General features: G+C 72.2%; 19 protein-coding genes. 5 read left to right on the top strand and 14 right to left on the bottom strand.

Features of this window, described 5'->3' with window-relative positions; genetic code table 11:
* Positions 1-379: 379 nt before the first annotated feature.
* Both ABZV94_RS19505 and ABZV94_RS19500 read right to left on the bottom strand, forming a co-directional pair.
* Positions 380-1,246 carry an acyl-CoA thioesterase II gene (locus ABZV94_RS19505; RefSeq protein WP_356341662.1) on the bottom strand — a complete coding sequence of 289 codons (867 nt, stop codon included), beginning with the start codon at positions 1,244-1,246 and terminating at the stop codon, positions 380-382.
* 40 nt (positions 1,247-1,286) lie between these two features.
* The gene (locus tag ABZV94_RS19500) at positions 1,287-3,800 is read right to left on the bottom strand and encodes a DUF3516 domain-containing protein (RefSeq protein WP_356341659.1); all 2,514 of its coding nucleotides are present in this window, start codon (positions 3,798-3,800) and stop codon (positions 1,287-1,289) included.
* Between the two features lie 145 nt (positions 3,801-3,945).
* On the opposite strand from ABZV94_RS19500, the gene ABZV94_RS19495 reads away from it, so the two are divergent.
* A complete protein-coding gene (locus ABZV94_RS19495; protein WP_356341657.1) occupies positions 3,946-4,740 on the top strand; it encodes a metal-dependent hydrolase in 795 nt (264 codons plus the stop codon).
* 32 nt (positions 4,741-4,772) lie between these two features.
* Here the strand turns inward: ABZV94_RS19495 and ABZV94_RS19490 are convergent, their stop codons facing one another.
* The 6 genes from ABZV94_RS19490 to ABZV94_RS19465 all read right to left on the bottom strand — a co-directional run bounded on the left by ABZV94_RS19490 (position 4,773) and on the right by ABZV94_RS19465 (position 13,993).
* Positions 4,773-5,036 (bottom strand): type B 50S ribosomal protein L31, encoded by a 264-nt coding sequence (locus tag ABZV94_RS19490; RefSeq protein ID WP_356341655.1) that lies wholly within the window; start codon positions 5,034-5,036, stop codon positions 4,773-4,775.
* Positions 5,037-5,087: 51 nt separating this feature from the next.
* Positions 5,088-5,555, bottom strand: coding sequence for a DUF5709 domain-containing protein (locus ABZV94_RS19485; RefSeq protein WP_356341653.1), 468 nt, complete (start codon positions 5,553-5,555; stop codon positions 5,088-5,090).
* A gap of 390 nt (positions 5,556-5,945) precedes the next feature.
* The gene (locus ABZV94_RS19480; RefSeq protein ID WP_356341651.1) at positions 5,946-7,727 is read right to left on the bottom strand and encodes an ABC transporter ATP-binding protein; all 1,782 of its coding nucleotides are present in this window, start codon (positions 7,725-7,727) and stop codon (positions 5,946-5,948) included.
* Entirely contained in the window at positions 7,724-9,529 is a 1,806-nt protein-coding gene (locus ABZV94_RS19475; RefSeq protein WP_356341649.1) for an ABC transporter ATP-binding protein, read from the bottom strand. Before ABZV94_RS19475 ends, ABZV94_RS19480 begins: the two co-directional genes overlap by 4 nt.
* A gap of 680 nt (positions 9,530-10,209) precedes the next feature.
* Complete coding sequence (locus tag ABZV94_RS19470; RefSeq protein ID WP_356341647.1) at positions 10,210-12,111, bottom strand: N-acetylmuramoyl-L-alanine amidase; 1,902 nt, start codon at positions 12,109-12,111, stop codon at positions 10,210-10,212.
* A gap of 304 nt (positions 12,112-12,415) precedes the next feature.
* On the bottom strand, positions 12,416-13,993 hold the full coding sequence (locus tag ABZV94_RS19465) for a M1 family metallopeptidase (protein ID WP_356341646.1): 1,578 nt from the start codon (positions 13,991-13,993) through the stop codon (positions 12,416-12,418).
* Positions 13,994-14,139: 146 nt separating this feature from the next.
* Between ABZV94_RS19465 and ABZV94_RS19460 the strand changes: the two genes are divergently transcribed.
* Positions 14,140-15,750 (top strand): peptide-N4-asparagine amidase, encoded by a 1,611-nt coding sequence (locus ABZV94_RS19460; protein ID WP_356341645.1) that lies wholly within the window; start codon positions 14,140-14,142, stop codon positions 15,748-15,750.
* Between the two features lie 67 nt (positions 15,751-15,817).
* Here the strand turns inward: ABZV94_RS19460 and ABZV94_RS19455 are convergent, their stop codons facing one another.
* Positions 15,818-16,267 (bottom strand): MarR family transcriptional regulator, encoded by a 450-nt coding sequence (locus ABZV94_RS19455; protein ID WP_356341644.1) that lies wholly within the window; start codon positions 16,265-16,267, stop codon positions 15,818-15,820.
* Between the two features lie 114 nt (positions 16,268-16,381).
* Between ABZV94_RS19455 and ABZV94_RS19450 the strand changes: the two genes are divergently transcribed.
* Positions 16,382-18,184, top strand: a complete 1,803-nt coding sequence (locus ABZV94_RS19450) for an ABC transporter ATP-binding protein (RefSeq protein ID WP_356341643.1) — start codon at positions 16,382-16,384, stop codon at positions 18,182-18,184.
* A 69-nt stretch (positions 18,185-18,253) separates the two neighbouring features.
* On the top strand, positions 18,254-19,147 hold the full coding sequence (mltG, locus tag ABZV94_RS19445) for an endolytic transglycosylase MltG (RefSeq protein ID WP_356341641.1): 894 nt from the start codon (positions 18,254-18,256) through the stop codon (positions 19,145-19,147).
* A gap of 12 nt (positions 19,148-19,159) precedes the next feature.
* On the opposite strand, the gene ABZV94_RS19440 is transcribed toward mltG, so the two are convergent.
* From ABZV94_RS19440 to ABZV94_RS19420, 5 genes are all read right to left on the bottom strand, one after another.
* On the bottom strand, positions 19,160-20,236 hold the full coding sequence (locus ABZV94_RS19440; RefSeq protein WP_356341640.1) for an NAD(P)-binding domain-containing protein: 1,077 nt from the start codon (positions 20,234-20,236) through the stop codon (positions 19,160-19,162).
* A gap of 41 nt (positions 20,237-20,277) precedes the next feature.
* Positions 20,278-21,291, bottom strand: coding sequence for an ABC transporter substrate-binding protein (locus ABZV94_RS19435; RefSeq protein ID WP_356341638.1), 1,014 nt, complete (start codon positions 21,289-21,291; stop codon positions 20,278-20,280).
* A gap of 32 nt (positions 21,292-21,323) precedes the next feature.
* Complete coding sequence (locus ABZV94_RS19430; RefSeq protein WP_356341637.1) at positions 21,324-22,061, bottom strand: ABC transporter ATP-binding protein; 738 nt, start codon at positions 22,059-22,061, stop codon at positions 21,324-21,326.
* Positions 22,034-22,936, bottom strand: a complete 903-nt coding sequence (locus tag ABZV94_RS19425; RefSeq protein WP_356341636.1) for an ABC transporter permease — start codon at positions 22,934-22,936, stop codon at positions 22,034-22,036. The genes ABZV94_RS19430 and ABZV94_RS19425 overlap by 28 nt, the downstream gene beginning before the upstream one ends.
* A 196-nt stretch (positions 22,937-23,132) precedes the next feature.
* Positions 23,133-23,216, bottom strand: a complete 84-nt coding sequence (locus tag ABZV94_RS19420) for a putative leader peptide (protein ID WP_313884353.1) — start codon at positions 23,214-23,216, stop codon at positions 23,133-23,135.
* A gap of 122 nt (positions 23,217-23,338) precedes the next feature.
* On the opposite strand from ABZV94_RS19420, the gene ABZV94_RS19415 reads away from it, so the two are divergent.
* Positions 23,339-23,761, top strand: a complete 423-nt coding sequence (locus ABZV94_RS19415) for a secondary thiamine-phosphate synthase enzyme YjbQ (RefSeq protein WP_356341634.1) — start codon at positions 23,339-23,341, stop codon at positions 23,759-23,761.
* The last annotated feature ends 51 nt before the right edge of the window (positions 23,762-23,812 follow it).

The raw sequence follows: 23,812 nt of genomic DNA, 5'->3' as shown, positions 1-23,812 counted from the left end.
GACGACGACACCTCTGCCGCAGCCGGTGACACGGCCTCCGGAGTCGGCGACGGGGCCCCGAGGGGTGGGACCCCGCGTCCTTGAAATGCGGACGCGGCTTCCGGAGCCGGTGGCGACACAGCTCATGGAGGCGACGGCAGCGACCACGGAGCCGGCCGGGCTGCACCCCCAACCGCGGGTGCGGACCAGGGAGTTGTACGTCGTACCGCGGGAGCCGGCCGCGCGGCCGACGATGCCAGCGGTTGGTGACCAGGAGCCGGCGCCGCCCGCTCCGCCACCCCCGTCCCGCGGCCTCCGGGCCTGGCTGCGGCGGAGAAGCACACGGCCGGCTCAGCCCGCGCGGGTCTGAACACCCGCTCCCGGCCTTGGCCGTCGGCTGCTACAGGGCCCTGAACAGGCCTTCCTGCACGACCGAGACGAGCAGCCGTCCCTCCAGGTCGTAGATGCGCCCGCGGGCCAGACCGCGCCCGCAGGTGGCGATCGGCGACTCCTGGTCGTACAGGAACCACTCGTCCGCGCGGAACGGGCGGTGGAACCACATGGCGTGGTCCAGCGATGCCATGTCGAAGTTCCGCGGACCCCACAGGGGTTCCACCGGGAGGCGCACCGCGTCGAGGAGGGTCATGTCGCTGGCGTAGGTCAGCGCGCACGTGTGGACCAGCGGGTCGTCGCCGAGGGGGCCGACCGCGCGCATCCACACGGCGCTGCGCGGCTCGGCGCCATCGATCTCCTCGGCGTTCCAGCGCAGCCGGTCGACGTACCGGATGTCGAACGGCTGGCGGCGTGCCATCCGCTCCCACTGCTCCGGCAAGGCCCCCAGATGCTTGCGGATCTCCTCGGAGACCGTCGGCAGCGACTCGGGGTCCGGCACCTCGCGGGCCGGCGGCAGCTGGTGCTCGAACGGTCCTTCCTCAGGCTTGTGAAAGGAGGCGGTCAGATTGAAGATCGTGCGGCCCTGCTGCACGGCCGTGACCCGGCGCGTCGTGAAGGAGCGCCCGTCGCGGACCCGCTCCACCTGGTACACGATCGGCACGCCCGGGCGCCCCGGGCGCAGGAAGTACGCGTGCAGCGAGTGCACCGGGCGCTCGCCGTCCGTGGTACGGCCGGCGGCGACAAGGGCCTGGCCCGCCACCTGGCCGCCGAAGACCCGCTGCAAGGACTCCTGCGGGCTGCGGCCACGGAAGATGTTGACCTCTATCTGCTCCAGGTCGAGGAGGTCGACCAGTCTCTCGGCCGGATTCGTCATCGGTGGGATTCTCCTTGGCTTGCCCCTGGCCGGGGACGGGTCACAGCTGGCCGACATCGGTGACGCGGACGACCGCACGCCCCTCGGCGTCCGAAGCCGCGAGGTCGATCTCCGCGCTGATGCCCCAGTCGTGGTCGCCGTTCGGGTCGTCGAAGATCTGGCGCACGCGCCACAGCCCGTTCTCCGGCTCCTCGTGGATGACGAGCAGCTTGGGGCCGCGGGCGTCGGGACCGGTGCCGAGGTCGTCGTACTCGTCCCAGTACTTGTCCATCGCCTCGCCCCACGCCTCGGCGTCCCAGCCGGACTCGGCGTCCAGCTCGCCGAGTTCCTCGACCTGGTCCAGGGCGGCCAGCTCCACGCGGCGGAACATGGCGTTGCGGACCAGGACGCGGAAGGCGCGGGCATTGGTGGTGACCGGCTTGACCTCGTCCGCCTTTTCCTGCGCCTCCTCGGCGGTCATCTCCTCGGGGTTGGCGAGCTGCTCCCACTCGTCCAGCAGGCTGGAGTCCACCTGGCGGACCATCTCGCCCAGCCACTCGATCAGATCCTGGAGGTCCTCGGACTTCAGGTCGTCCGGGATGGTGTGGTCCAGGGTCTTGTACGCGCTGGCGAGGTAGCGCAGCACGATGCCCTCGGTGCGGGCCAGCTCGTAGAAGGACACCAGCTCGGTGAAGGACAGTGCCCGCTCGTACATGTCCCGGACCACCGACTTCGGCGACAGCGGGTGGTCGCCGACCCACGGGTGGCTCTTGCGGTAGGTGTTGTACGCGTGGAAGAGCAGCTCTTCCAGCGGCTTCGGGTACGTGATGTCCTGGAGGCGCTCCATGCGCTCCTCGTACTCGACGCCGTCCGCCTTCATCGCGGCCACGGCTTCGCCGCGCGCCTTGTTCTGCTGGGCGACGAGGATCTGCCGGGGGTCGTCCAGGGTGGATTCGACGACGGAGACCATGTCGAGCGCGTAGGACGGCGACTCGGGGTCGAGGAGTTCGAACGCGGCCAGGGCGAAGGTGGACAGCGGCTGGTTCAGCGCGAAGTCCTGCTGGAGGTCGACGGTGAGCCGGACGATGCGGCCCTCGGCGTCCGGCTTGTCCAGCTTCTCCACGATCCCGCCGTCCAGCAGCGAGCGGTAGATCGCGATCGCCCGGCGGATGTGCCTCAGCTGCTGACGGCGCGGCTCGTGGTTGTCCTCCAGGAGATGGCGCATCGCCTCGAACGCGTTGCCCGGCCGGGCGATCACGGACAGCAGCATCGTGTGCGTCACCCGGAAGCGCGAGGTCAGCGGCTCCGGCTCCGATTCGATCAGCTTCTGGAAGGTGTTCTCCGTCCAGCCGACAAAGCCCTCCGGCGCCTTCTTGCGCACCACCTTGCGCCGCTTCTTCGGGTCGTCGCCCGCCTTGGCCAGCGCCTTCTCGTTCTCGATGACGTGCTCCGGCGCCTGCGCGACCACGAGCCCCGCCGTGTCGAAGCCGGCCCGGCCGGCGCGGCCCGCGATCTGGTGGAACTCACGGGCCCGCAGCGTGCGCACCCGGCTGCCGTCGTACTTGGTCAGCGCGGTGAACAGCACCGTGCGGATCGGCACGTTGACGCCCACGCCGAGCGTGTCCGTGCCGCAGATGACCTTGAGCAGACCGGCCTGGGCGAGCTTCTCCACCAGGCGCCGGTACTTGGGCAGCATGCCGGCGTGGTGGACGCCGATGCCGTGCCGTACGTAGCGCGAGAGGTTGCGTCCGAACTTGGTCGTGAAGCGGAAGTTGCCGATCAGCTCGGCGATCTGGTCCTTCTCCTCGCGCGAGCACATGTTGATGCTCATGAGCGCCTGCGCCCGCTCCACGGCCTGCGCCTGTGTGAAGTGCACGATGTACACCGGCGCCTGCTTGCTCTCCAGCAGGTCGGTGAGCGTCTCGGTGAGCGGGGTCAGCTTGTACTCGTAGGACAGGGGCACCGGGCGGGTCGCCGAACGGACCACCGAGGTGGGGCGGCCGGTGCGGCGGGTGAGGTCCTTCTCGAAGAAGGACACATCGCCCAGAGTGGCCGACATCAGAATGAACTGCGCCTGCGGCAGCTCCAGCAGCGGGATCTGCCAGGCCCACCCGCGGTCGCCCTCGGCGTAGAAGTGGAACTCGTCCATGACGACCTGGCCGACGTCCGCGTTCTTGCCGTCGCGCAGCGCGATCGATGCCAGCACCTCGGCGGTGCAGCAGATGACGGGTGCGTCCGCGTTCACGGAGGCGTCGCCGGTGAGCATGCCGACGTTCTCGGTGCCGAAGAGCTTGCACAGCTCGAAGAACTTCTCCGACACCAAAGCCTTGATCGGCGCCGTGTAGAAGGTGACCTCGTCCCGGGCCAGCGCGGCGAAGTGCGCGCCCGCGGCGATCATGCTCTTGCCGGAGCCGGTGGGCGTCGAGACGATCACGTTCGCCCCGGAGACCACCTCGATCAGCGCCTCCTCCTGGTGGGGGTAGAGGGTGAGGCCGCGCTCCTGCGTCCACGACTCGAAGGCTTCGTACAGGGCGTCGGGGTCGGCGGTCGGCGGCAGACGATCGATGAGGGTCACGCCCCCATCTTGCCTGGCCTTCCGCCCGAGCGGGGAATCGGCTGCGGATGCGAAGATCATGACCGCTACGCTGTGTCGCCGACGCGGCGTCAGCGCACCAGGTCAACTGGTCAGCGGCACACGAGGAATGGGGCGGGAAGCGGCCATGATGGGACCAGCACACTCACTGTCGGGGGCCGCGGCCTGGCTCGGCGTCGGAGCCGCCGCCGCGGCGGCGGGGCACCCGATGCCCTGGCCGGTGCTTCTCTCCGGCGCCCTGATCTGCGCCGGCGCCGCACTCGCCCCGGACCTCGACCACAAGGCCGCCACCATCTCCCGGGCCTTCGGCCCCCTCTCCCGCTGGCTCTGCGAGATCGTGGACAAGCTGTCGTACGCGGTCTACAAGGCCACCAGGAAGCAGGGCGACCCGCGCCGCTCCGGCGGGCACCGCACGCTGACGCACACCTGGCTGTGGGCGGTCATGATCGGCGCCGGCTGCTCGGCCGCCGCGATCACGGGGGGCCGCTGGGCGGTGCTGGCGATCCTGTTCGCGCACATGGTGCTCGCCATCGAAGGCCTGCTGTGGCGGGCGGCGCGCGGCTCCAGCAGCGATGTCCTGGTCTGGCTGCTGGCGGCGACCAGCGCGTGGATCCTGGCGGGAGTCCTGGACAAGCCGGGCAACGGCTCCGACTGGCTGTTCACCGCACCCGGGCAGGAGTACCTCTGGCTGGGGTTGCCGATCGTGCTGGGCGCCCTGGTGCACGACATCGGGGACGCGCTGACCGTGTCCGGCTGCCCGATCCTGTGGCCGATCCCGATCGGCCGGAAGCGCTGGTACCCGGTGGGGCCGCCGAAGGCGATCCGGTTCCGCGCGGGCAGCTGGGTCGAGCTGAAGGTGCTGATGCCGGCGTTCATGCTGCTCGGAGGAGTGGGCTGCGCCGCCGCCCTCAACGTGATCTGAGGGATTCCGCGGGGGTGAGGGGGCCCTCCGGGTCAGGTCGCCTCGTCCGCGTCCGCCGCGCCGTACCGGCGCTCGAACCGGGCGATGCGGCCCTCGGTGTCGACCGTGCGGGCCTTGCCCGTGTAGAAGGGGTGGCTCTCCGAGGAGATCTCCACGTCGATCACCGGGTAGGTGCGGCCGTCGTCCCACTCGATGGTCTGCTCGCTCCGCGCGGTGGACCTGGTCAGGAAGGCGTAGCCGGCGGCGCGGTCCCGGAAGACCACGGGGTGGTAGTCGGGGTGCTTGTCCTGCTGCATGGCGGCTCCTTGTGCGGGGCGCTCGGGGCGGGGGCGGCCGACGGGGCCGGCTCAGCCGGGGAGGGAGTCCTCGTCGACGATGTGCATCGCGGCCTCCTCGGCGGAGGCGGCGGCACCGTCGATACCGACGTCGGTCGCGACGAGGGCGGCCTCATCGTCCTCGTGCGCACCCTCGTCGGGGGCCACCAGCCGGCCGGAGCGGAAGTTGCCGACCTCGTTGTCCAGAAGCTCACCGTCCGTGCCGTCGCAGTCGCCGATGCCGTCGCCGTCGGGAGCGGCGAGGTCCGGCTGCTCCTCGGCGAGCCGCTGGTCGAGGGTCTCGCCCGCCTGGCGTTCGGCCGCGGTCACACCGGTGTGCTCGACCGCCCACGGGCGCTCCGGAGGGGACCAGCCGCGGTCGAGGGGTTCGGCGACGCCGTCGAAATCCAGGGTGTCCTCGACGTCGAGCACCCCCGAGTCCTCCGGGATCTCCGAGGGATCGGGCTGGTAGACGTCGTCCCCCCAGCCGTCCGTGTCCACGACTACCTCCAGGTGGTCAGCACGGCCCGGTGCCGTCCCAGTGGGCGGCGGGCCGTCGGCGGGCCGGGCACGGGGGCATACGGCGAACCGCCAGGTTCCCGGACACACCCCGGGCCGGTGCCGCTTTCCAGCCTTCCACCCCGGCTCGGCACCGCGCAACGGCACGAGTCCCGGCGGGGCCGCGCGCTCCTGCACGGGGGCCCGGCCGGACCCAACGGGTCCCGGCCCCGGCACCCCGACGGCCGCGGCACCCGGTTTCCAAAGGCGGCGGTGAGGTCCCCCGTCCACCGCGACGACCCAGGCACCTCCACCGACCCGGCACGCCCGGTCATGCCCGCGGCCCCGGCCGGCCCGGCCACCTCCGTAGCTCCGGCGCCCGCCGGCCCGGTCTCACCCGTGCCAGGACCGCCAGAGCGCCGCGTACGCCCCTTCCGCCGCGACCAGCTCCTCATGACTGCCCAGCTCGCTGATGCGACCGTTCTCGACGACGGCGATCACGTCGGCGTCATGGGCGGTGTGCAGCCGGTGGGCGATGGCGACCACGGTGCGGCCGTCGAGGACACGCGCCAGGGACCGTTCCAGGTGGCGGGCCGCACGCGGGTCGAGCAGCGAGGTCGCCTCGTCCAGGACCAGCGTGTGCGGATCGGCCAGCACCAGCCGGGCCAGCGCGATCTGCTGGGCCTGCGCCGGGGTCAGCGCCAGGCCTCCGGAGCCGACCTCGGTGTCCAGGCCGTCGTCCAGCGCCCGCGCCCATCCGTCCGCGTCGACCGCACCCAGGGCCGCCCACAGCTCGGCGTCCGTGGCGCCGGTGCGGGCCAGCAGGAGGTTGTCGCGCAGCGAGCCCACGAAGACGTGGTGCTCCTGGTTGACGAGAGCGACGTGCGAGCGGACGCGTTCCGCGGGCATCCGGGACAGCTCCGCCCCGCCCAGGGTGACCCGGCCCTCCCGGGGCGCGTAGATCCCGGCGAGCAGCCGGCCCAGCGTGGACTTGCCCGCGCCGGACGGGCCGACGAGGGCGAGCCGGGTGCCCGGTGCCACCTCCAGAGAGACCTTGCGGAGCACGTCGACGCCCTCGCGGTAGCCGAAGTGGACCCGGTCGGCGTGCACGACCCGGCCGTCGGGGGCCAGCGCGGCCTCTCCGGCCTCCGGCTCGATGTCCCGCACGCCGACCAGCCGGGCCAGCGACACCTGGGCGACCTGGACCTCGTCGTACCAGCGCAGGATCAGGTTCACGGGATCGACGAGCATCTGCGCGATGAGCGCCCCGGTGGTCAGCTGGCCCACCCCGATCCAGCCGTGCAGGACGAAGACACCGCCGACCATCAGGACCGAACCGAGCACGAGGAGGTGGACGGTGTTGATGACCGGGAAGAGCACGGAGCGGAGCCAGAGGGTGTAGCGCTCCCACGCCGTCCATTCCTTGATCCGCCGTTCCGACAGGGCCACACGGCGGGCGCCGAGACGATGTGCCTCGATGGTGTGGCCGGCGTCCACGGTCTCGGCGAGAGCGGCGGCGACGGCGGCGTACCCGGCGGCCTCCGAGCGGTAGCCGGACGGCGCCCGCTTGAAGTACCAGCGGCAGCCGGCCACCAGGACCGGGACGGCGAGCAGCACGGCGGCGGCCAGCGGCGGGGCCGTCACCACAAGCCCGCCGAGCAGCAGCAGCGCCCACACGACGCCGATGGCCAGCTGCGGCACGGCCTCGCGCATGGCGTTGGCCAGGCGGTCGATGTCGGTCGTGATGCGGGAGAGCAGGTCTCCGGTGCCGGCCCGCTCCAGCACGCCCGGCGGCAGTCCGACGGACCGTACGAGGAAGTCCTCGCGCAGGTCGGCCAGCATCCGCTCGCCGAGCATCGCGCCCCGCAGCCGCACCTGCCGGACGAACCCGGCCTGCACGGCCAGCGCGAGCACGAACAGACCGGCGGTCAGGCCCATATGGAGGTCCCCGGCCCCGTCCGTCACCCGCTCGACCAGGCCGCCGAGCAGGTACGGGCCCACCATGGAGGCGACCACGGCGACCGTGTTGACGGCGATGAGCAGCAGGAAGGCACGCCGGTGCCGGCGGAAGAGCTCGGTGACGTAGGCGCGCACGGTCGCGGCGGCGCCGACGGGCAGGGTGGTGGCGGTGGTCGGGGCCGCCGGGTCGTAGGCCGGTGGCGCGACGCCGATCATGCGCTCTCCTCGATCTCTTCCAGCTCCTGGAGCGCGTCCAGCAGCATGCTGTCGTCCGTCGCGGCCAGTTCCTCGTCGGTCTCCCGGGTGACCACGGCCCGGTACCGCGGCTCGTCGTCGACGAGTTCCCGGTGCACGCCGACCGCCACGACCTCGCCGTCGTGCACCAGGGCCACCCGGTCCGCGCGGTCGAGCAGCAGCGGCGAGGAGGTGAACACCACCGTCGTCCGCCCCGACCGCAGCCGGCGCAGCCCGTCGGCGATCCTGGCCTCGGTGTGCGAGTCGACGGCGGAGGTCGGTTCGTCCAGCACCAGCACCTCCGGATCGGTGATGAGCGACCTGGCGAGGGCGAGCCGCTGGCGCTGGCCGCCGGACAGGGAGCGTCCGCGCTCGGTGATGTGGGCGTCCATCGGGTCGGCCGCGTCCAGCGACCCCTGCACGAGCGCGTCCAGCACGTCCTCGCACTGCGCTGCGGCCAGAGCGTCGTCGGCCCGTACGGCGCCGGAGGCGGGCACGTCCAGCAGTTCGCGCAGCGTGCCGGAGAGCAGCACCGGGTCCTTGTCCTGGACGAGGACGGCGGTCCGGGCACTGTCGAGGGGGAGTTCGTCCAGGGGGACCCCGCCGAGCAGGACCGACCGGCCCGGCTCCGCGGGGTGGCCGCCCAGCCGTTCGGCGAGCCTGCCCGCCGCGTCCGGGTCGCCGCACACCACGGCGGTGAACCGGCCGGCGGGAGCGAGCAGACCGGTCGCTGGGTCGTACAGGTCGCCGCCCGGCACCTCGGCCGCGCGGGTTCCGTCGGTGACCGTGGACCGTTCGAGCGACAGCACGCGGGCGGCGCGTTTGGCCGAGGGGCGGGAGAAGGAGTACGCCATGGCGATCTCCTCGAAGTGCCGCAGCGGATAGTTCAGGACCATCACCGCGCTGTAGACCGTGACGAGTTCGCCGACCGAGATCCGGCCCTGGCGGGCCAGGTCGGTGCCGTGCCAGACGACGGCGATCAGCAGCAGGCCGGGCAGCAGCACCTGGACGGCGGAGATCAGCGACCACATCCGGGCGCTGCGCACGGCGGCGTGCCGTACCTCCTGCGAGGCCCGGCGGTAGCGGTCGAGGAACAGCTCCTCGCCGCCGATGCCGCGCAGCACGCGCAGGCCCGCGACGGTGTCGGAGGCCAGTTCGGTGGCCCGCCCCGCCTTCTCGCGCTGCACGTCGGCGCGGCGCGTCGCCCGGGGCAGCAGCGGCAGTACCGCGAGGGCCACGACGGGCAGGCCCACGGCGACGACCACACCGAGCGCGGGCTGGTACACGAGCAGGCCGACGCAGACGACCAGGACGGTGAGCGCGGCGGCGGTGAACCGGGAGACGGCCTCGACGAACCAGCCGATCTTCTCGACGTCGCCGGTGGACACGGCCACCACCTCACCGGCGGCCACCCGCCGGGTCAGGGCCGAGCCCAGCTGGGCGGCCTTGCGCGCCAGCAGCTGCTGGACGCGGGCGGCGGCGGTGATCCAGTTGGTCACGGCGGTCCGGTGCAGAAAGGTGTCGCCGACGGCGATCCCCGTGCCGCACAGCAGCATCAGAGCACCCGTCAGGGCGAGCCGGGTGCCGGAGCGGTCGACGGCCGCCTGCACGGCGAGGCCGACGCAGAAGGGGAGGGCGGAGACGGAGACGAAGTGCAGCAGGCCCCAGGCGAGCGACTTCAGCTGCCCGCCCAGCTGGTTGCGCCAGAGCCACCACAGGAATCGGGGACCCGAACGCGTGTCGGGCACGCCCGGATCGGGATACGGAAGGTCTTGGATCTGCATGACGTCCCAGTGGCTCGTGTCAGGGCAGGGGAAGGAGCGGAACGCCGCGGTGAGCGGCGACAAGCCGTGAAAGGTTCGCGTCGCAGAGTGGTGAATTTCAAACGGTTTTCCGCGGGGCCCGCACCATTCGCCGAGTTCCGGCCAGGACGGTCCTTCCGGACAGGGCGGCCCTTCCGGACAGGACGGCCACTCCGCCCAGGACCGTCGTTCCGGCAAGGCCCCGACACCCGCCTGCTCAAGCCCCATGCACCCATATGGCCCCGGGCAGCCCTCGCGGCGGCGGCCGTGCCGCAGACCGAGAGTGTCCGGAAGAGGGAACGGCGCACAGGGTGCCCGGGGCCGGGCCAGAGGGAACGGCGCACAGGGTGCCCGGAGCCCGCCGCGTGGACACCCGCCCTATCCTCCGCGGCTCCACGGCCGGCCCCCGCCGGTGTCCCGGGCGTCGGCGACCGCCCGCATTCCCGCATCCCCGCCGACGCCCGCCACGCCGTGGCCGTGTACGGCCGACGGAGCACCCGGCCGCCTCCAGAGCCGGCCGGGACCAGGGGTCTACGCACCCTGGACGGGTGGGACGAGGCACACCAGCCGACTCCGACTCCGACTACGTCATCGCCGTCGACCACAACGGACGCAAGGGCACCTCGCCGCCGGACCGCGGCCGGATCCCGGCTCCGGTGAGGTCAGCGCCCGCCCGGGCCGGTGGCCTTCTGCCCCTGCGGCCCGGCCGCGCCGGACGCTTCCACCACGTCCACGTCGCTGGCCCGGACGTACGCGAGCCGGTGGCCGAGCTGGATCTCGTAGTACCGCTCCCGTCCCCACACCACCGGGTTGGGCGTGTCGCTGAAGGACTTGGCGGTGTAGGAACTGCCGACGCCGGCCTGGGTCACGTAGCGCTGGCCCGCCAGGATGGGGTACGGGAGTGGCGACTCGGCGGGCCCGTCCACGTCCTCCGGGTAGGCATCCTCCTCGGGGAGGGCACGGCCGTAGACCGGGATCTCGTCCAGGCCTTCCTTCGGTGTGATCATGCGCCCGCTCGCCCCGACGGCGGTCGGGTGCTTCTTGGGGTTCTTGAACCACGCCTTGTGGCCCTGGAACCAGATCGCCGTCCAGTCGCCGCTGCGGTCGGCGACGGCGAATGTCTGGCCGGTGGAGACGCGTGACCCCAGGTCGTTGACGTCCTTGGTGGAGTCCTCGCCGTCGGGCTTGCGGCCCGGGTCCTGGATCAGCGGGGCCTTCTCGTCCGGTTCGGTGTGCAGGCGGACCGCGCTGGAGCCGTGCGGCGGGCACGGCTTGCCGCTGCCGCCGCATCCGGTGTAGTCGGGCTTGTGCTGGGCGAAGTCCGGCAGGATCGTCACCATGTCGCTGTCCGGTCCCGCCGTGGCCTTGAACGGCGCGCCGAGGAGGTCGAAGTAGTGCCGCCAGTCCCAGAAGGGGCCGGGGTCGTCGTGCATGTCGGGGATGGTGTCGGCGGTCGGCGCGGGCACGTTGTCGTGGCCGAAGATGTGCTGCCGGTCGAGCGGGATGCTGTACTTCTTCGCCAGGTACCGCACCAGGCGCGCCGAGGCCTGGTACATCCGCTCCGTGTACCAGGTTCCCGGCTGGGTGAGGAACCCTTCGTGCTCGATGCCGATCGAGCGGGCGTTGACGAACTGGCTGCCGGAGTGCCAGGCCTCGTCCTTGGTCCTGACGTGCTGGGTGACATGGCCGTCGCTGGAGCGGATCGAGTAGTGCCACGACGACTCCGTCGGGTCCTGCACCGTCTGGAGCATGCTCGGCAGCTCGGCCTCGGTGTCGTGGATGACGATGTACTCGATCGGCTGGTCCCTGGGCCGGTCGGCCAGGTCGTGGTTGCCGTAGTCGCCGTCGTCGATCTCCTCGTACGGCGCGCCGAGCCAGTCACAGGCCAGTTCGGCGGGGCACTCGACCTGCTTCGGCCGCTGCGGGCCCTGCGCCCGGGGGGTGTGGGGGTGCGGCTGCAGGCTGGGGGTGGCGGGGAGCGCGACGTCCTGTCCTTCGGCGGTGGTGCGGTGTGCTCCCCGCCGGATCAGGGCGAAGACGTCGTCGGCGTAGGCCGCGGCTGACGCGACGTCACGGGTGCCCGGGAAGCGCGCGACCGTCTCCCACCAGTCGGCCGGGTCGGAGCTCAGGGGTTTGCCGAGCTGTCGCTGCGTGGCGGCCAGGAGTGCCGCTCCGCCGCGGACGTTGGCGACGGCGTCCGTGCGCAGGCGTTCGGCCGGGACCTGGATCAGGCGCGCCGCGCTCTCGAGGTCGGCGGGCTGCACGGCGTGGCCCGCCGAGGTGCCCGTGGCGGGGGTTCCGGCGGCGCCCGTGCGGGGCGTGGCCTGTTCGTCGAGCGGTGCGTACGGTTCGGACGGCGCTGCGGAGGCCTGGACGCGCTCGATGTCCACCAGGTGCATGGGCCCGAAGCCGCCGGCGACGCTGGGGGCGCCCGGATGGGAGTCCCAGCGCGACTGCATGTAGGACACGCTCATGAGCACACTGCGCGGCACGTGGAACTCGCGCGCGGCGTTCGTGAAGGCGTCCTGCAGACGCCGGTCCGCCGCGTCGTCGGTGCCGGACATCGGGAGGATCAGCAGCGGCGGCAGAAGGGCCGCCCCCGCGATCACACAAGCCGTACGGCGGCACCTCCTGATGGCACCGGGGACATGTGCAGAAACATTTCTTCTCATCGCAGAGGCTCTCCCAACCACGCTCGATCGCACCAGGACAAAGGAGTTGCCCGTAGCGCCACCCCTCGTACGTTTCCGTGCCCAGGGCGCCGTGTCGTGGCGAAGGTCACCGGGGTGGACCAGCGGTCCGGCGGAGGCCACCCGGTCGGCGGCAGCGACTCCGCTGCCCGGGGCAACCACGGCGACCGGGTGCGCCTCAGTCCTCGACCGGGTCCACCTGCCAGTCGGGGTGGCCCGGCATGGGCGGGGTGTGCGCCCCGTACAGCCACGGATCCAGAAACGCCGTCAGGTCCTTTCCGGCGACCCGGGACGCGAGCGCGACGAAGTCCCGGGTGCCTGCGGCACGGCCCCGGAACTCGGTCACCCAGGCACGCTCGATCCGCTCGAAGGTCTCCGCGCCGACCTCCTCCCGCAGCGCGAACAGCACCAGTGCGGAGCCGTCGTACCGCATCACCTTGAACAGGGTCGCCTCGGTGGGCTCGGCGGGTGCCCCTTCGTCGTGCCGCCACCGGTCGTGCTGCTCGTAGGCCGAGCGCATCACGGACTCCAGGCTCACGCCGCCGTGCTCGTCGGAGTACAGGCGTTCGTAGAAACGGGCGTGACCCTCGCTCAGCCACAGGTCGGACCAGCGCCGGATGGCGACGCTGTCGCCCGTCCAGTGGTGGGCCAGCTCGTGGACGAGATTGCGTTCGGCGTCGATCCGGTCGCCCAGCAGGTCCTCCCGCGGCAGGACGGACAGCGACTGGGTCTCCAGGGCCACCGGCAGATCGGTGTCCCCGACCAGCACGCCGTAGCGGCGGAACGGGTACGGGCCGAGCCGCCGTTCCAGCCAGGCCAGATGGTCCGGGGTGAGCGAACGGTACTCCTCGGTGTCGGTGACCAGGTCGTCGGGGACCACGTCCCGGACGGGCAGTCCGCGCGGGCCGCTGCTGTCGACGAAGGTGAACTTCCCGATCGCCAGCTGGACCAGCTGTGCCGCGAGGGGCTGCTCGGAGTCGTACGTCCACCGGGTCCGGCCGTCGGGCCGGCGGACGGTGCCGACGAGCCGTCCGTTGGCCACCGCGGTGAGCCCCGGTGGGGTGGTGATGTGGAACGTGACCGGTGCCCGCAGGCTCGGGTGGTCGTTCGCCGGGAAGATCATGCGGGCGCCGTCGGGCTGCGCGCAGACGACGGTGCCGTCGGAGGTGGGCACCCAGCCGTAGTCCTGGATCGCGTCGTCGCGGTGCCGTCCCTGTGTGGGGTCGGCCGTGTAGGCGACGCGGACGGTGAACGCGGTGCCGCGCGGGATCGGCCGTGCGGGAGTGACGACGAGTTCGTCGCCGTCGCGTTCGGCGGTGGCCGGCAGGCCGTCGACGGTGACGTGGTGCAGGGCGTTGCCCGCGAAGTCCAGGTCGAAGCGGGACAGTGCCTGCGTGGCGGTGGCGCTGATGGTGGCGCCGGCCTCGAAGGGCGTGCGGGGTGCCCGCCAGTCGAAGTCGAGGGTGTAACGGCGGACCGTGTAGCCGCCGTTGCCGGCGAGCGGCATGAGCGGATCGCCGATGCCCGGTGCGCCGGGGGCCGGGGGCGGGCCCGACGAGGCGGCCGGGCCGGGGGCCGGTGAGCCGTCTGCTCCGTGCGGGAGCATGCCGGCGAGGACGGCCGTGCCGCTCAACGCACCCGCTCCGGCGAGGGCGAGGGCGAGGGTCGCGCGACGGGTGCGGAGGACATGGCGGGGGCGTCTCTGTCCGGACTCCTGGTGCGCGGATTCCTCGCCTGGCCCCTGGGTGATCTCCATGACCGCACTATGCCAGTAAGATCCGTTTATATCACTAAATGCAGCTTAGCTAGGTATTTGTGCCAAGCCGACGCGAATGACGCCATGGCGCCGATCTGTCCCAGGCGTCATTGCGGGGTGGCTCGCCTGCCCGTAGAACACCGGCCATGAGAAGACGGATCGTCATGTCCATGCTCGCCGGGGCGACCCTCGCGGTGAGCGCGCTCTTCGGCACCGGAACCGCGCCCGCCCAAGCGGCCGACGTACCCGCCGAGTTCGGCACCGACTGGCACGACCCGGTGACCGCGGCACCGCCCGTCGACCGGCCGCACACCAAGTCCTGCCAGGTCACCCTCGCCGACGCCCGGTTCCGTGACTTCACGCCCTACCGGGGCGCGTACACACCCCCCGAGGGCTGTGGCGACCGCTGGAGCAAGGTGGTCCTGCGCCTCGACGGCACGGTGAAGGGCCGTCAGTACGACCGGCTCGGCTATCTGCACGTCGGCGGCGTCGAGGTCCTGAGCACCTCCACGCCGGAGCCCTCGCCCGACGGCATCGCGTGGCACGTCGAGAAGGACGTCACCCGCTACAGCGACACCTTCCGTACCGCCCAGGACGTCGAGATGCTCATCGGCAACGTCGTGGACGACACCTACACCGGGGTCATCGACGTCCACGTCACGCTGACCTTCTACGCGGGACGCCGCCCGGCGTCGGCCCCCGACCGCGTCCTCACACTCGCCGACACGCCCGCCGGTACGACCCTCACCACCCCGCGCAACAGCGAACGCGTCGTCGCGGAGGTGTACGCGACCGGCTCGGGCGGCGGCTGCGAGGAGTTCTGGTACCTGACCGTCGCGGACCCGGCACCGTACTCGTGCAAGGCCGACCGCGGCCCGTACCGCGAGGTCCGGATCAGCGTCGACGGACGGCTCGCCGGCATCGCGGCGCCGTTCCCGCACGTGTGGACGGGCGGCTGGTCCAACCCCTTCCTCTGGTACGTCGTCCCCGCCCCGCGCGCCTTCGACGTCCGGCCGATCGAGTACGACCTCACGCCCTTCGCCGGCCTCCTCGACGACGGCCGCCCGCACCGTGTCGAGGTGTCCGTCGTCGGCGTACCGGCGGACCGGGCGGGCTGGAGCGCGCCGGTGAACGTGCTCGTCTGGCAGGACGCGCACCGCGCCCATGTGTCTGGCGCGCTCACCGAGGACACGGCGACCGGCCTCGCCGACTCCTCCACCTTCACCCCCGGTGCGGAGAACCGCGTACGCACCGAGGCCGGGCACCGGCTCACCGTCTCCGGATACCTGGACACCTCGCACGGCCGCGTGACCACCACCGTCACCCGGACGCTCGCCCACACCTCCGTCCACCGCTGGACCGACGGCGAGGCGGTGGACGGGCTCGACGCTGCCTGGACCGACGACGAGGCGGTCGCTGTCGCCGGCCACGGCCCCGCCCGCACGACCCGAACACACCGGACGTACACCATGAACGGCGCCACGACGCTGGGTGCCGACGACCGGCTGCGCACCGTGCTGACCCTCGGCGACCGGGCGTCGTCGGTGACCCGCGAGGGCGGCCGGCGCACCGCGTGGTCACGGCTGGACGACACCTACCGTGGCGACGCCACGTACACGGTCGACGTCCCGCGTGACCAGCGGCACGCCGTCGGCACATCGGCCGAGCGCTACCGTCTCCACGGCTCGGACGGCTGCTACGACCGTTCGCTGACGACGGTTCAGGGGGTGCTGACGGGGGACCGCAGCCGCTGCTGAGACGCCTGGTACGGGGGCAGGGCCGGGGGCGTCACCACCGGGAAGGCGGACAAGGGGCCGTCGCCGTTCAGCAGCGCTGGGCGGCGTCCCCGTCGATCAGGGTGTCCAGCAGGACGCCGAGCACCTGGCGCTCCTTCTCGGTCAGCGGCGCGAGTATCTCCTCGGCCGCCGAGCGGCGGGCGCCGCGCAGTTCGCGCAGGGTCGCGCGCCCGTCGTCCGTCAGCTCGATCCGGGTCACGCGCCGGTTCGCCGGATCCGGCACCCGCCGCACCTTGCCGCTCGCCTCCAGCCCGTCCACCAGCGTCGTCACCGCGCGGGGCACGACCTCCAGGCGCTCGGCGAGGTCGGCCATGCGCGGAGGGGAGCCGTAGTGCGCGAGGGTGCGCAGCAGCCGGGACTGCGCCGGGGTGACGCCCAGGTCACGCTGTTCCAGATGGCGCTTCTGGATGCGGTGCACCCGGCGGGTGAGCCGCAGCAACTGCTCGGCGAGCAGGCCGTCGGGATCGGGGGTGGTCATGCGGGAACAATATCAGGATGCCGTTCATTGTGAGTATAGGTAACAATGAGCTACGATCCGTTCCGTCACCGCCGGCCGACCCCTGACCGGCGCCCGCTCGCCCCGTAGGAGCCCATGCACCCCGACCGTGAACCTTCCTGGACCCCACCTGCCGACGCCGGCGAACAGCCCCGGCAGGTGCGCCGCATCCTGCGGCTCTTCCGTCCCTACCGCGGGCGGCTGGCCGTCGTCGGCCTGCTCGTCGGCGCCTCGTCGCTGGTCTCGGTGGCCACGCCGTTCCTGCTGAGGGAGACGCTCGACGTCGCCATCCCGCAGGGCCGCACCGGCCTGCTGAGCCTGCTCGCGCTCGGCATGATCCTCAGCGCCGTCCTGGGCGGCGTCTTCGGCGTGCTGCAGACCCTGATCTCGACCACCGTCGGCCAGCGGGTCATGCACGACCTGCGCACCGCGGTCTACGGCCGCCTGCAACGCATGTCGCTGGCCTTCTTCACCCGCACCCGCACCGGCGAGGTGCAGTCCCGCATCGCCAACGACATCGGCGGCATGCAGGCCACCGTCACCTCCACCGCCACCTCCCTGGTGTCCAACGCCACCAGCGTGGTCGCCACGATCGTCGCGATGGTCGCCCTGGACTGGCGGCTGACGATCGTCTCGCTGCTCCTGCTGCCGGTGTTCGTGTGGATCAGCCGCCGCGTCGGCAACGAACGCAAGAAGATCACCACCCAGCGGCAGAAGCAGATGGCCGCGATGGCGGCCACGGTCACCGAGTCGCTCTCGGTCAGCGGCATCCTGCTCGGCCGCACCATGGGCCGCTCCGGCTCGCTGACGGCGTCCTTCGCGGAGGAGTCCGAGCGCCTGGTCGACCTGGAAGTGCGGTCGAACATGGCCGGGCGCTGGCGCATGGCCGTGATCTCCATCGTCATGGCAGCGATGCCCGCCGTCATCTACTGGACCGCCGGCCTGGCCCTCCGGTTCGGCGGCCCCGAGGTCTCCCTCGGCACCATCGTCGCCTTCGTCTCGCTCCAGCAGGGTCTGTTCCGCCCGGCCGTGAGCCTGCTCGCGACCGGCGTGCAGATCCAGACCTCGCTGGCGCTCTTCCAGCGCATCTTCGAATATCTCGACCTTCCCGTCGACATCACCGAGCGCGAGCGGCCGGTCCACCTCGACCAGATCAAGGGCGAGGTCCGCTTCGAGGACGTCGAGTTCCGCTACGACGACAAGGGCGGTCCCGTCCTCGACGGCGTCGACGTCACCGTGCCGGCCGGCGGCAGCCTCGCCGTGGTCGGTCCGACCGGCGCCGGCAAGTCCACGCTCGGCTATCTGGTGCCCCGCCTGTACGACGTCACCGGTGGCCGCGTGACCCTGGACGGCGTCGACGTCCGCGACCTCGACTTCGACACCCTCGCCCGCGCGGTCGGCGTCGTCTCGCAGGAGACGTACCTCTTCCACGCCTCGGTCGCCGACAACCTGCGCTTCGCCAAGCCCGACGCCACCGACGAGGAACTGCACGCGGCGGCCGAGGCGGCCCAGATCCACGACCACATAGCGGCGCTGCCCGACGGCTACGACACCGTCGTCGGCGAGCGCGGCCACCGCTTCTCCGGCGGCGAGAAGCAGCGCCTGGCGATAGCCCGCACCATCCTGCGCGACCCGCCGGTCCTCATCCTGGACGAGGCGACGAGCGCGCTCGACACCCGCACGGAAGCCGCCGTGCAGGAGGCCATCGACGCGCTGTCGGCCAACCGCACGACGATCACCATCGCCCACCGGCTGTCCACGATCCGCGGCGCCGACCAGATCGTGGTGCTCGACTCCGGGCGGGTCGCCGAACGCGGCACACACGAGGAACTGCTGGAGCGGGACGGGCGGTACGCGGCCCTGGTGCGCCGGGACGCGCAGCTGCAACCCGCGAACTGAACACGCGACCGCCACCGACAAACTGACTATATGCCGGGTTTGGGAGGATATGCGTATTACCGTGCCCGCATGCAGACGAACACTCCGTCACGGAGCAGGACCCGACTGACACGCCGCGGCAGACTCGCCGTCCTGGTGACCGGCGCCGTCATGGCCGGCACCGCCGTGGCGGTGCCGCTGCTGACGCTGGCAGCCGGCCGCGAGCAGGCCGAGCCCGCCGCGCTGGTGATCCCGGCGGGCTGGCGCGCGAGCCAGATCTACGACGCGATCGACAAGGCGCTCAAGCTGCCCCCGGGCAGCACCCGGGCCTCCCTCGGCAAGGCCGCCCTGAAACTGCCGAACGAGGCCGGGGGCAACCCCGAAGGCTATCTCTTCCCGGCGACGTATCCCGTCCGGAAGGGGGCGACGCCCGAGTCCATGCTGCAACTCATGATCGACACCGCGGACCGGAAGTTCAACGGCGCACCCGTCGCGGCCGGGGCCCAGCGCAACGCGATGAACGTCTACCAGGCGGTCACCATCGCCAGCATCGTCCAGGCCGAGGCCGCCACGAAGGCGGACATGGGCAAGGTCGCCCGGGTCATCCTCAACCGGCTGAACAGCGGATTGCCGCTGCAGATGGATTCGACCCTGCACTACGGGCTGAACCGCACCCCCGCGGGCGCCGGCCAGGGCGACGCCCAGACCGAGAGCCCGTACAACTCCTACCAGCGCACGGGCCTGCCGCCCACGCCGATCGACAACCCCGGCGAGGACGCGATGCGCGCGGCGCTCAACCCGACGCCGGGCGACTGGCTGTACTTCGTCACGATGGCCCCTGGGGACACCCGCTTCACCGCGGACTACAACACGCACCTGCGGAACGTGGCCGAGTACAACGCCCTCCACGAGAACACGGGGACGGCCCAGCCGACCGGTGACGGTCCGCCGGCGCCGCCGTCCGCGTCCTCCGCGCTCCGTTGAGCCGGCGGTGCGTCACGCGGCGACCGGTTCCCCGGCGAGCAGCCGCCGGATGTCCCGGACGGCCGCGCGCCCGGCCCGGTTGGCGCCGATGGTGCTGGCCGAGGGGCCGTAGCCGACGAGGTGGATCCGCGGGTCGGCGACCGCACGGGTGCCCGCCACCCGGATACCGCCGCCCGGCTCGCGCAGCCGCAGCGGGGCGAGATGGTCGAGCGCGGCCCGGAACCCGGTCGCCCACAGGATCACGTCGGCGGACACCTGCCGGCCGTCCCGCCAGGCCACGCCGTCCGGGGTGATCCGGTCGAACATCGGCTGCCGGTCCAGGACCCCGTCGGCGAGACCCTGCCGGACGGCGTCGTTCAGCGGCAGCCCGGTGACCGAGACCACACTGCGCGGCGGCAGTCCCTGACGCACCCGGTCCTCCACCAGCGCGACGGCCGCGCGACCCGCCTCCTCGTCGAACGGGCCCTCGCGGAAGACCGGGGGCCGCCGGGTGACCCAGGTGGTCGCGGCGGCGTACGGGGCCAGCTCCAGCAGATGCTGGGTGCCCGAGGCACCCCCGCCGACGACCACGACCCGCTGCCCGGCGAACTCCTCGGGACCGGCGTACTGCGCGGTGTGCAACTGCCGGCCGCGGAAGGTCTCCTGCCCGGGGTATCGCGGCCAGAACGGGCGGTCCCAGGTACCGGTCGCGTTGATCAGCGCCCGCGTCGACCAGGTGCCGTCCGACGTCTCCACGAGCAGCCGCCCTCCGGTGCCCTCGCGCACCGCGCGCACATCCACGGGCCGCCGCACCCGCAGGTCGAAGGTGCGCTCGTACCGGTCGAAGTACTCCCGGACGACCTCGGCCGAGGGCCGCGCCGGGTCGGCGCCGGTCAGCTCCATGCCGGGCAGCGCGTGCATGCCGTGCACCTTGCCGAAGGTCAGCGAGGGCCACCGGAACTGCCAGGCGCCGCCCGGCCCGGGGGAGTGGTCGAGGACGACGAAGTCGCGGTCCGGCGCGAAACCGGTGCGCCGCAGGTGGTAGGCGGCGGCCAGACCCGCCTGACCGGCACCGATGACGACGACCTCGACCTCACGTACTTCGTTCACGCTTCAAGCAACAGTCGGCCGCGCACGGATCTTCCCGCTGTTCAGCCCTTGGCCGGGGTCGTCGACGGCGGGAGACCGCCGTTGTACCGCGGGTCCGTGAAGTCGGCGAAGTCGACCTTCCGCGGGATGAGCTTCAGCTCGGTGAACGCGTCGGCGATGCGCTGCTCCGAGGCGACCAGCTGCTGGTCGACGGCGACCGGGACCCGGGTGGAGTTGGTGCGTTTCACGGAGGCCAGCGCCACCTCGTACGGCAGCCCGGTGTCCTTCGCCCACACCGTGGCCCACTCCTTCTGGTGGTCGTACACCCAGGCCGTGGCCCGCCGCAGCCGCGCCAGGTAGTCCTCGATCGCGGCGGCCTTCTTCGCGTCCTTCAGGGCGGCCGGCGCGGCGACCTGGAAGGTCAGGCCGTTGGTGATGCCGTCGCCCGTGGTGAGCACGCGGCCCTGCCCGGACTGGAGGATCTGCGAGGTGTACGGGTCCCACACGGCCCACGCGTCGACCTTGCCGGAGGTGAACGCGGCGAGCGCGTCGGCCGGCTGGAGGTACTTGACCTGGACGTCGGTGAGGCTCAGCCCGGCCGCCTTGAGGGAGGCGACCAGCTGGTAGTGCGCGGAGGAGCCCTGCGCGACGGCCACGGACCTGCCCTTGAGCTGCCGAGGGCTGGTCAGCTTCGAGCCCTTCGGCACGAGGATGGTGTCCCCCTTGGAGGTGCCGTGCCAGGCGGCGACGACGGTGATCTTCGAACCGGCGCCGGCCGCGAAGACGGGCGGGGTGTTGCCGACGCCCCCGATGTCGACGGCCTTCGCGTTCACCGCCTCCAGCAGCGGGGGGCCGGAGGTGAAGGTCGACCACTTGATCTTGTAGTTCAGGTCCTTCAGCTCTCCGGCGGCGCGCAGGATGGCCTCCGAACCGCCCTTCTGGTCACCGACGTTCAGCGTGACGGAGCCCTGTCCGTCGATGTCGGCGCCGCTCCGTGCGGAGGTGTTCCCGCCGCAGGCGGTGAGCAGGAGCGCGAGGGGCAGGAGCAGTGCGGCGGGGACGATGCGTCGTCGCATGACGGTTCCGTTCGTGTTCGCGGGGTGGGCGTTCAGGCGGCTGCGGCGGCGGTGTCGACGCCGAGCCGTTCCAGCAGTCGGGCGCGCAGGGCGGCGAAGCGGGGGTCGGTGATCTCGCGCGGCCGGGGCAGGTCGATGTGCTGCTCGTGGGCGATCCGGCCGCCGTCCATGACCAGGACCCGGTCGGCGAGCAGCACCGCCTCCTCGACATCGTGCGTGACGAGCAGCACCGCGCAGCCCCGGCGCTGCCACACCTCCCCGACCAGGCGCTGCGCCTTGATCCGGGTGAGCGCGTCCAGGGCGCCGAACGGCTCGTCGAGCAGCAGCAGGTCGGGTTCGCGCACCAGCGCGCGGGCGAGGGAGGCGCGCTGGGCCTCGCCACCGGACAGGGTCTTCGGCCAGGCATCGACGCGATGACCGAGACCGACCTCGTCCAACGCCCGCACGGCGAGCGCTCGTTCGGTCCTCCCCGGCAACCCGAGCAGGACGTTGCGCCACACCTTCTTCCAGGGCATGAGCCGGGGCGCCTGGAAGGCGACGGCCCGGCGGCGCGGCACCAGGGCCGTGCCCTCGATGTCCCGGTCGAGGCCCGCGAGGACGCGCAGCAGGGTGGACTTGCCGCAGCCGCTGCGCCCGAGCAGGGCGACGAACTCGCCGGGTGCGATGTCGAGTCGGAGGTCGTCGATGACCGCGCGCCCGTCGAAGGAGCGGGTCAGCCCCTCCACGTGGACGGCGGGCCCGGTCACCGTCCGGTGAACGTCGGTCGCCATTGCAGCAGCAGCCTTTCGAGGGAGCGGACGATGAAGTCGGCGAGCAGGCCGAGGAAGGCGTAGACGATCAGGCAGACCACGATCACGTCGGTCCGCAGGAAGTCCCGTGCCTGCACCATCAGGAACCCGATGCCGGCGTCGGCGTTGACCTGCTCGGCGAAGACGAGCGCGAGCCAGGCGATGCCGAGCGAGTACCGCAGTCCGGTCAGCGCTCCGGGGAGCGCCCCCGGCAGCACCACGTGCCGTACGAGTCCCCATCGGGACAGGCCCAAGGACTCGCCGGCCTCGATGAGTTGGGCGTCGACCCCGCGGATGCCCGCGTAGACGTTGAGGTAGAGCGGGAAGGTGACACCGAGCGTGATGATCGCGATCTTGGGGGTCTCGCCGATGCCGAACCAGATGATGAACAGCGGGATGAGACCGACGAACGGCACCGTGCGCAGCATCTGCACCGGCGCGTCCACCAGGTCCTCGCCGATCCGGAACAGCCCCGAGAGCAGGGCGAGTCCGGTGCCGGTCACCGTGCCGAACAGCAGTCCGAACGCGACCCGCTGGAGCGAGGTCCCCATGGCCGACGGCAGCGAACCATCGGCGATCAGATCCCAGCCGACCCCCGCGATACGGCCCGGCGAGGCGAGCACGTCGGCCGTCAGCACGCCGGTGGTGCTGAGGAGTTGCCACAGGGCCAGCAGCAGGAGCGGGCCCGTGGTCCGGCGCACCCAGCGGGGGACCCGGGTGCGGCGGGAGGAGGCGGGGACGACGGGCTGGAGGGCGGGGGAGGCGGGACCGGCAGTCTGCGCGGCGGGTGCCCGTGATGTGGAGATACCCGAAATGTCGGGCTCGGGGGAGTGAGGTGGGGCATGGCTGATGCTCATGGCTGCTCCACGGGAAGAGAGCGAGGGCTGGAGGAGGCGCGCCTCGGCGCGGTTACGTCATGTCCCGCTCAACTGGCAGGTCGGGGAGGACGTACGGGCGCGCCGGGCGGAACAAGATGCCCCGCGGCGGGAAAGCGACCGGAAGCGGGACGCCGCGAACGGAGAGCCGCGAAGGGGAGGGGCGAGGAGAAGGGCGTCAGCGGCCGCGGCGACACGCGGCGGAGGCCACCCGCAGCAGGTCGATGTGACCGCGCGTGGTGAGCAGGGCTGAACGCAACATGCGGCTGAACGTAGCCAGATGGCGGCGGACAGGTCAACGGTGTCTCGTCCTGTGGACCGCGTGGAGCGGAAAACGCGGGCGTCACGGGGTGTGGAAACCGGCGTATGGGTCAGGATGGTGGCATGTCCGATGCCTTCACCACGCGCGTGCTGAACGTCTCCACCGGTAGCCGGGAACGCGTCGTCGACCTCACCGCCGACTGCGAGGAGTTCCTGCGGGAGGCGGCGGCCGGCCGCGACGGTCTGCTCAACATCTTCGTCCCGCACGCCACCGCCGGCATCGCCGTCATCGAGACGGGTGCCGGCAGCGACGACGACCTCCTCGCCGCCCTGCACACCCTGCTCCCCGCCGACGACCGCTGGCAGCACCGGCACGGCAGTCCCGGGCACGGCCGCGACCACGTCCTGCCCGCCATCGTGCCGCCGCACGCGACCCTGCCGGTGCTCGGCGGACGCCTGGAGCTGGGCACCTGGCAGTCGGTGTGTCTGGTCGACACCAACAAGGACAACCCGGACCGCCGGGTCCGGCTGAGCTTCCTCGGCTGAACGCCGCCGGCCGACCCGGCGGACAGGGTGCCGGCTCACCGGACGGGGCAC

The organism is Streptomyces sp. NPDC004658 (assembly GCF_040609555.1).
Classification (GTDB): domain Bacteria; phylum Actinomycetota; class Actinomycetes; order Streptomycetales; family Streptomycetaceae; genus Streptomyces.
The sequence above is the reverse complement of the archived record's forward strand: the minus strand, read 5'-3'. Positions and strand labels throughout refer to the sequence as shown.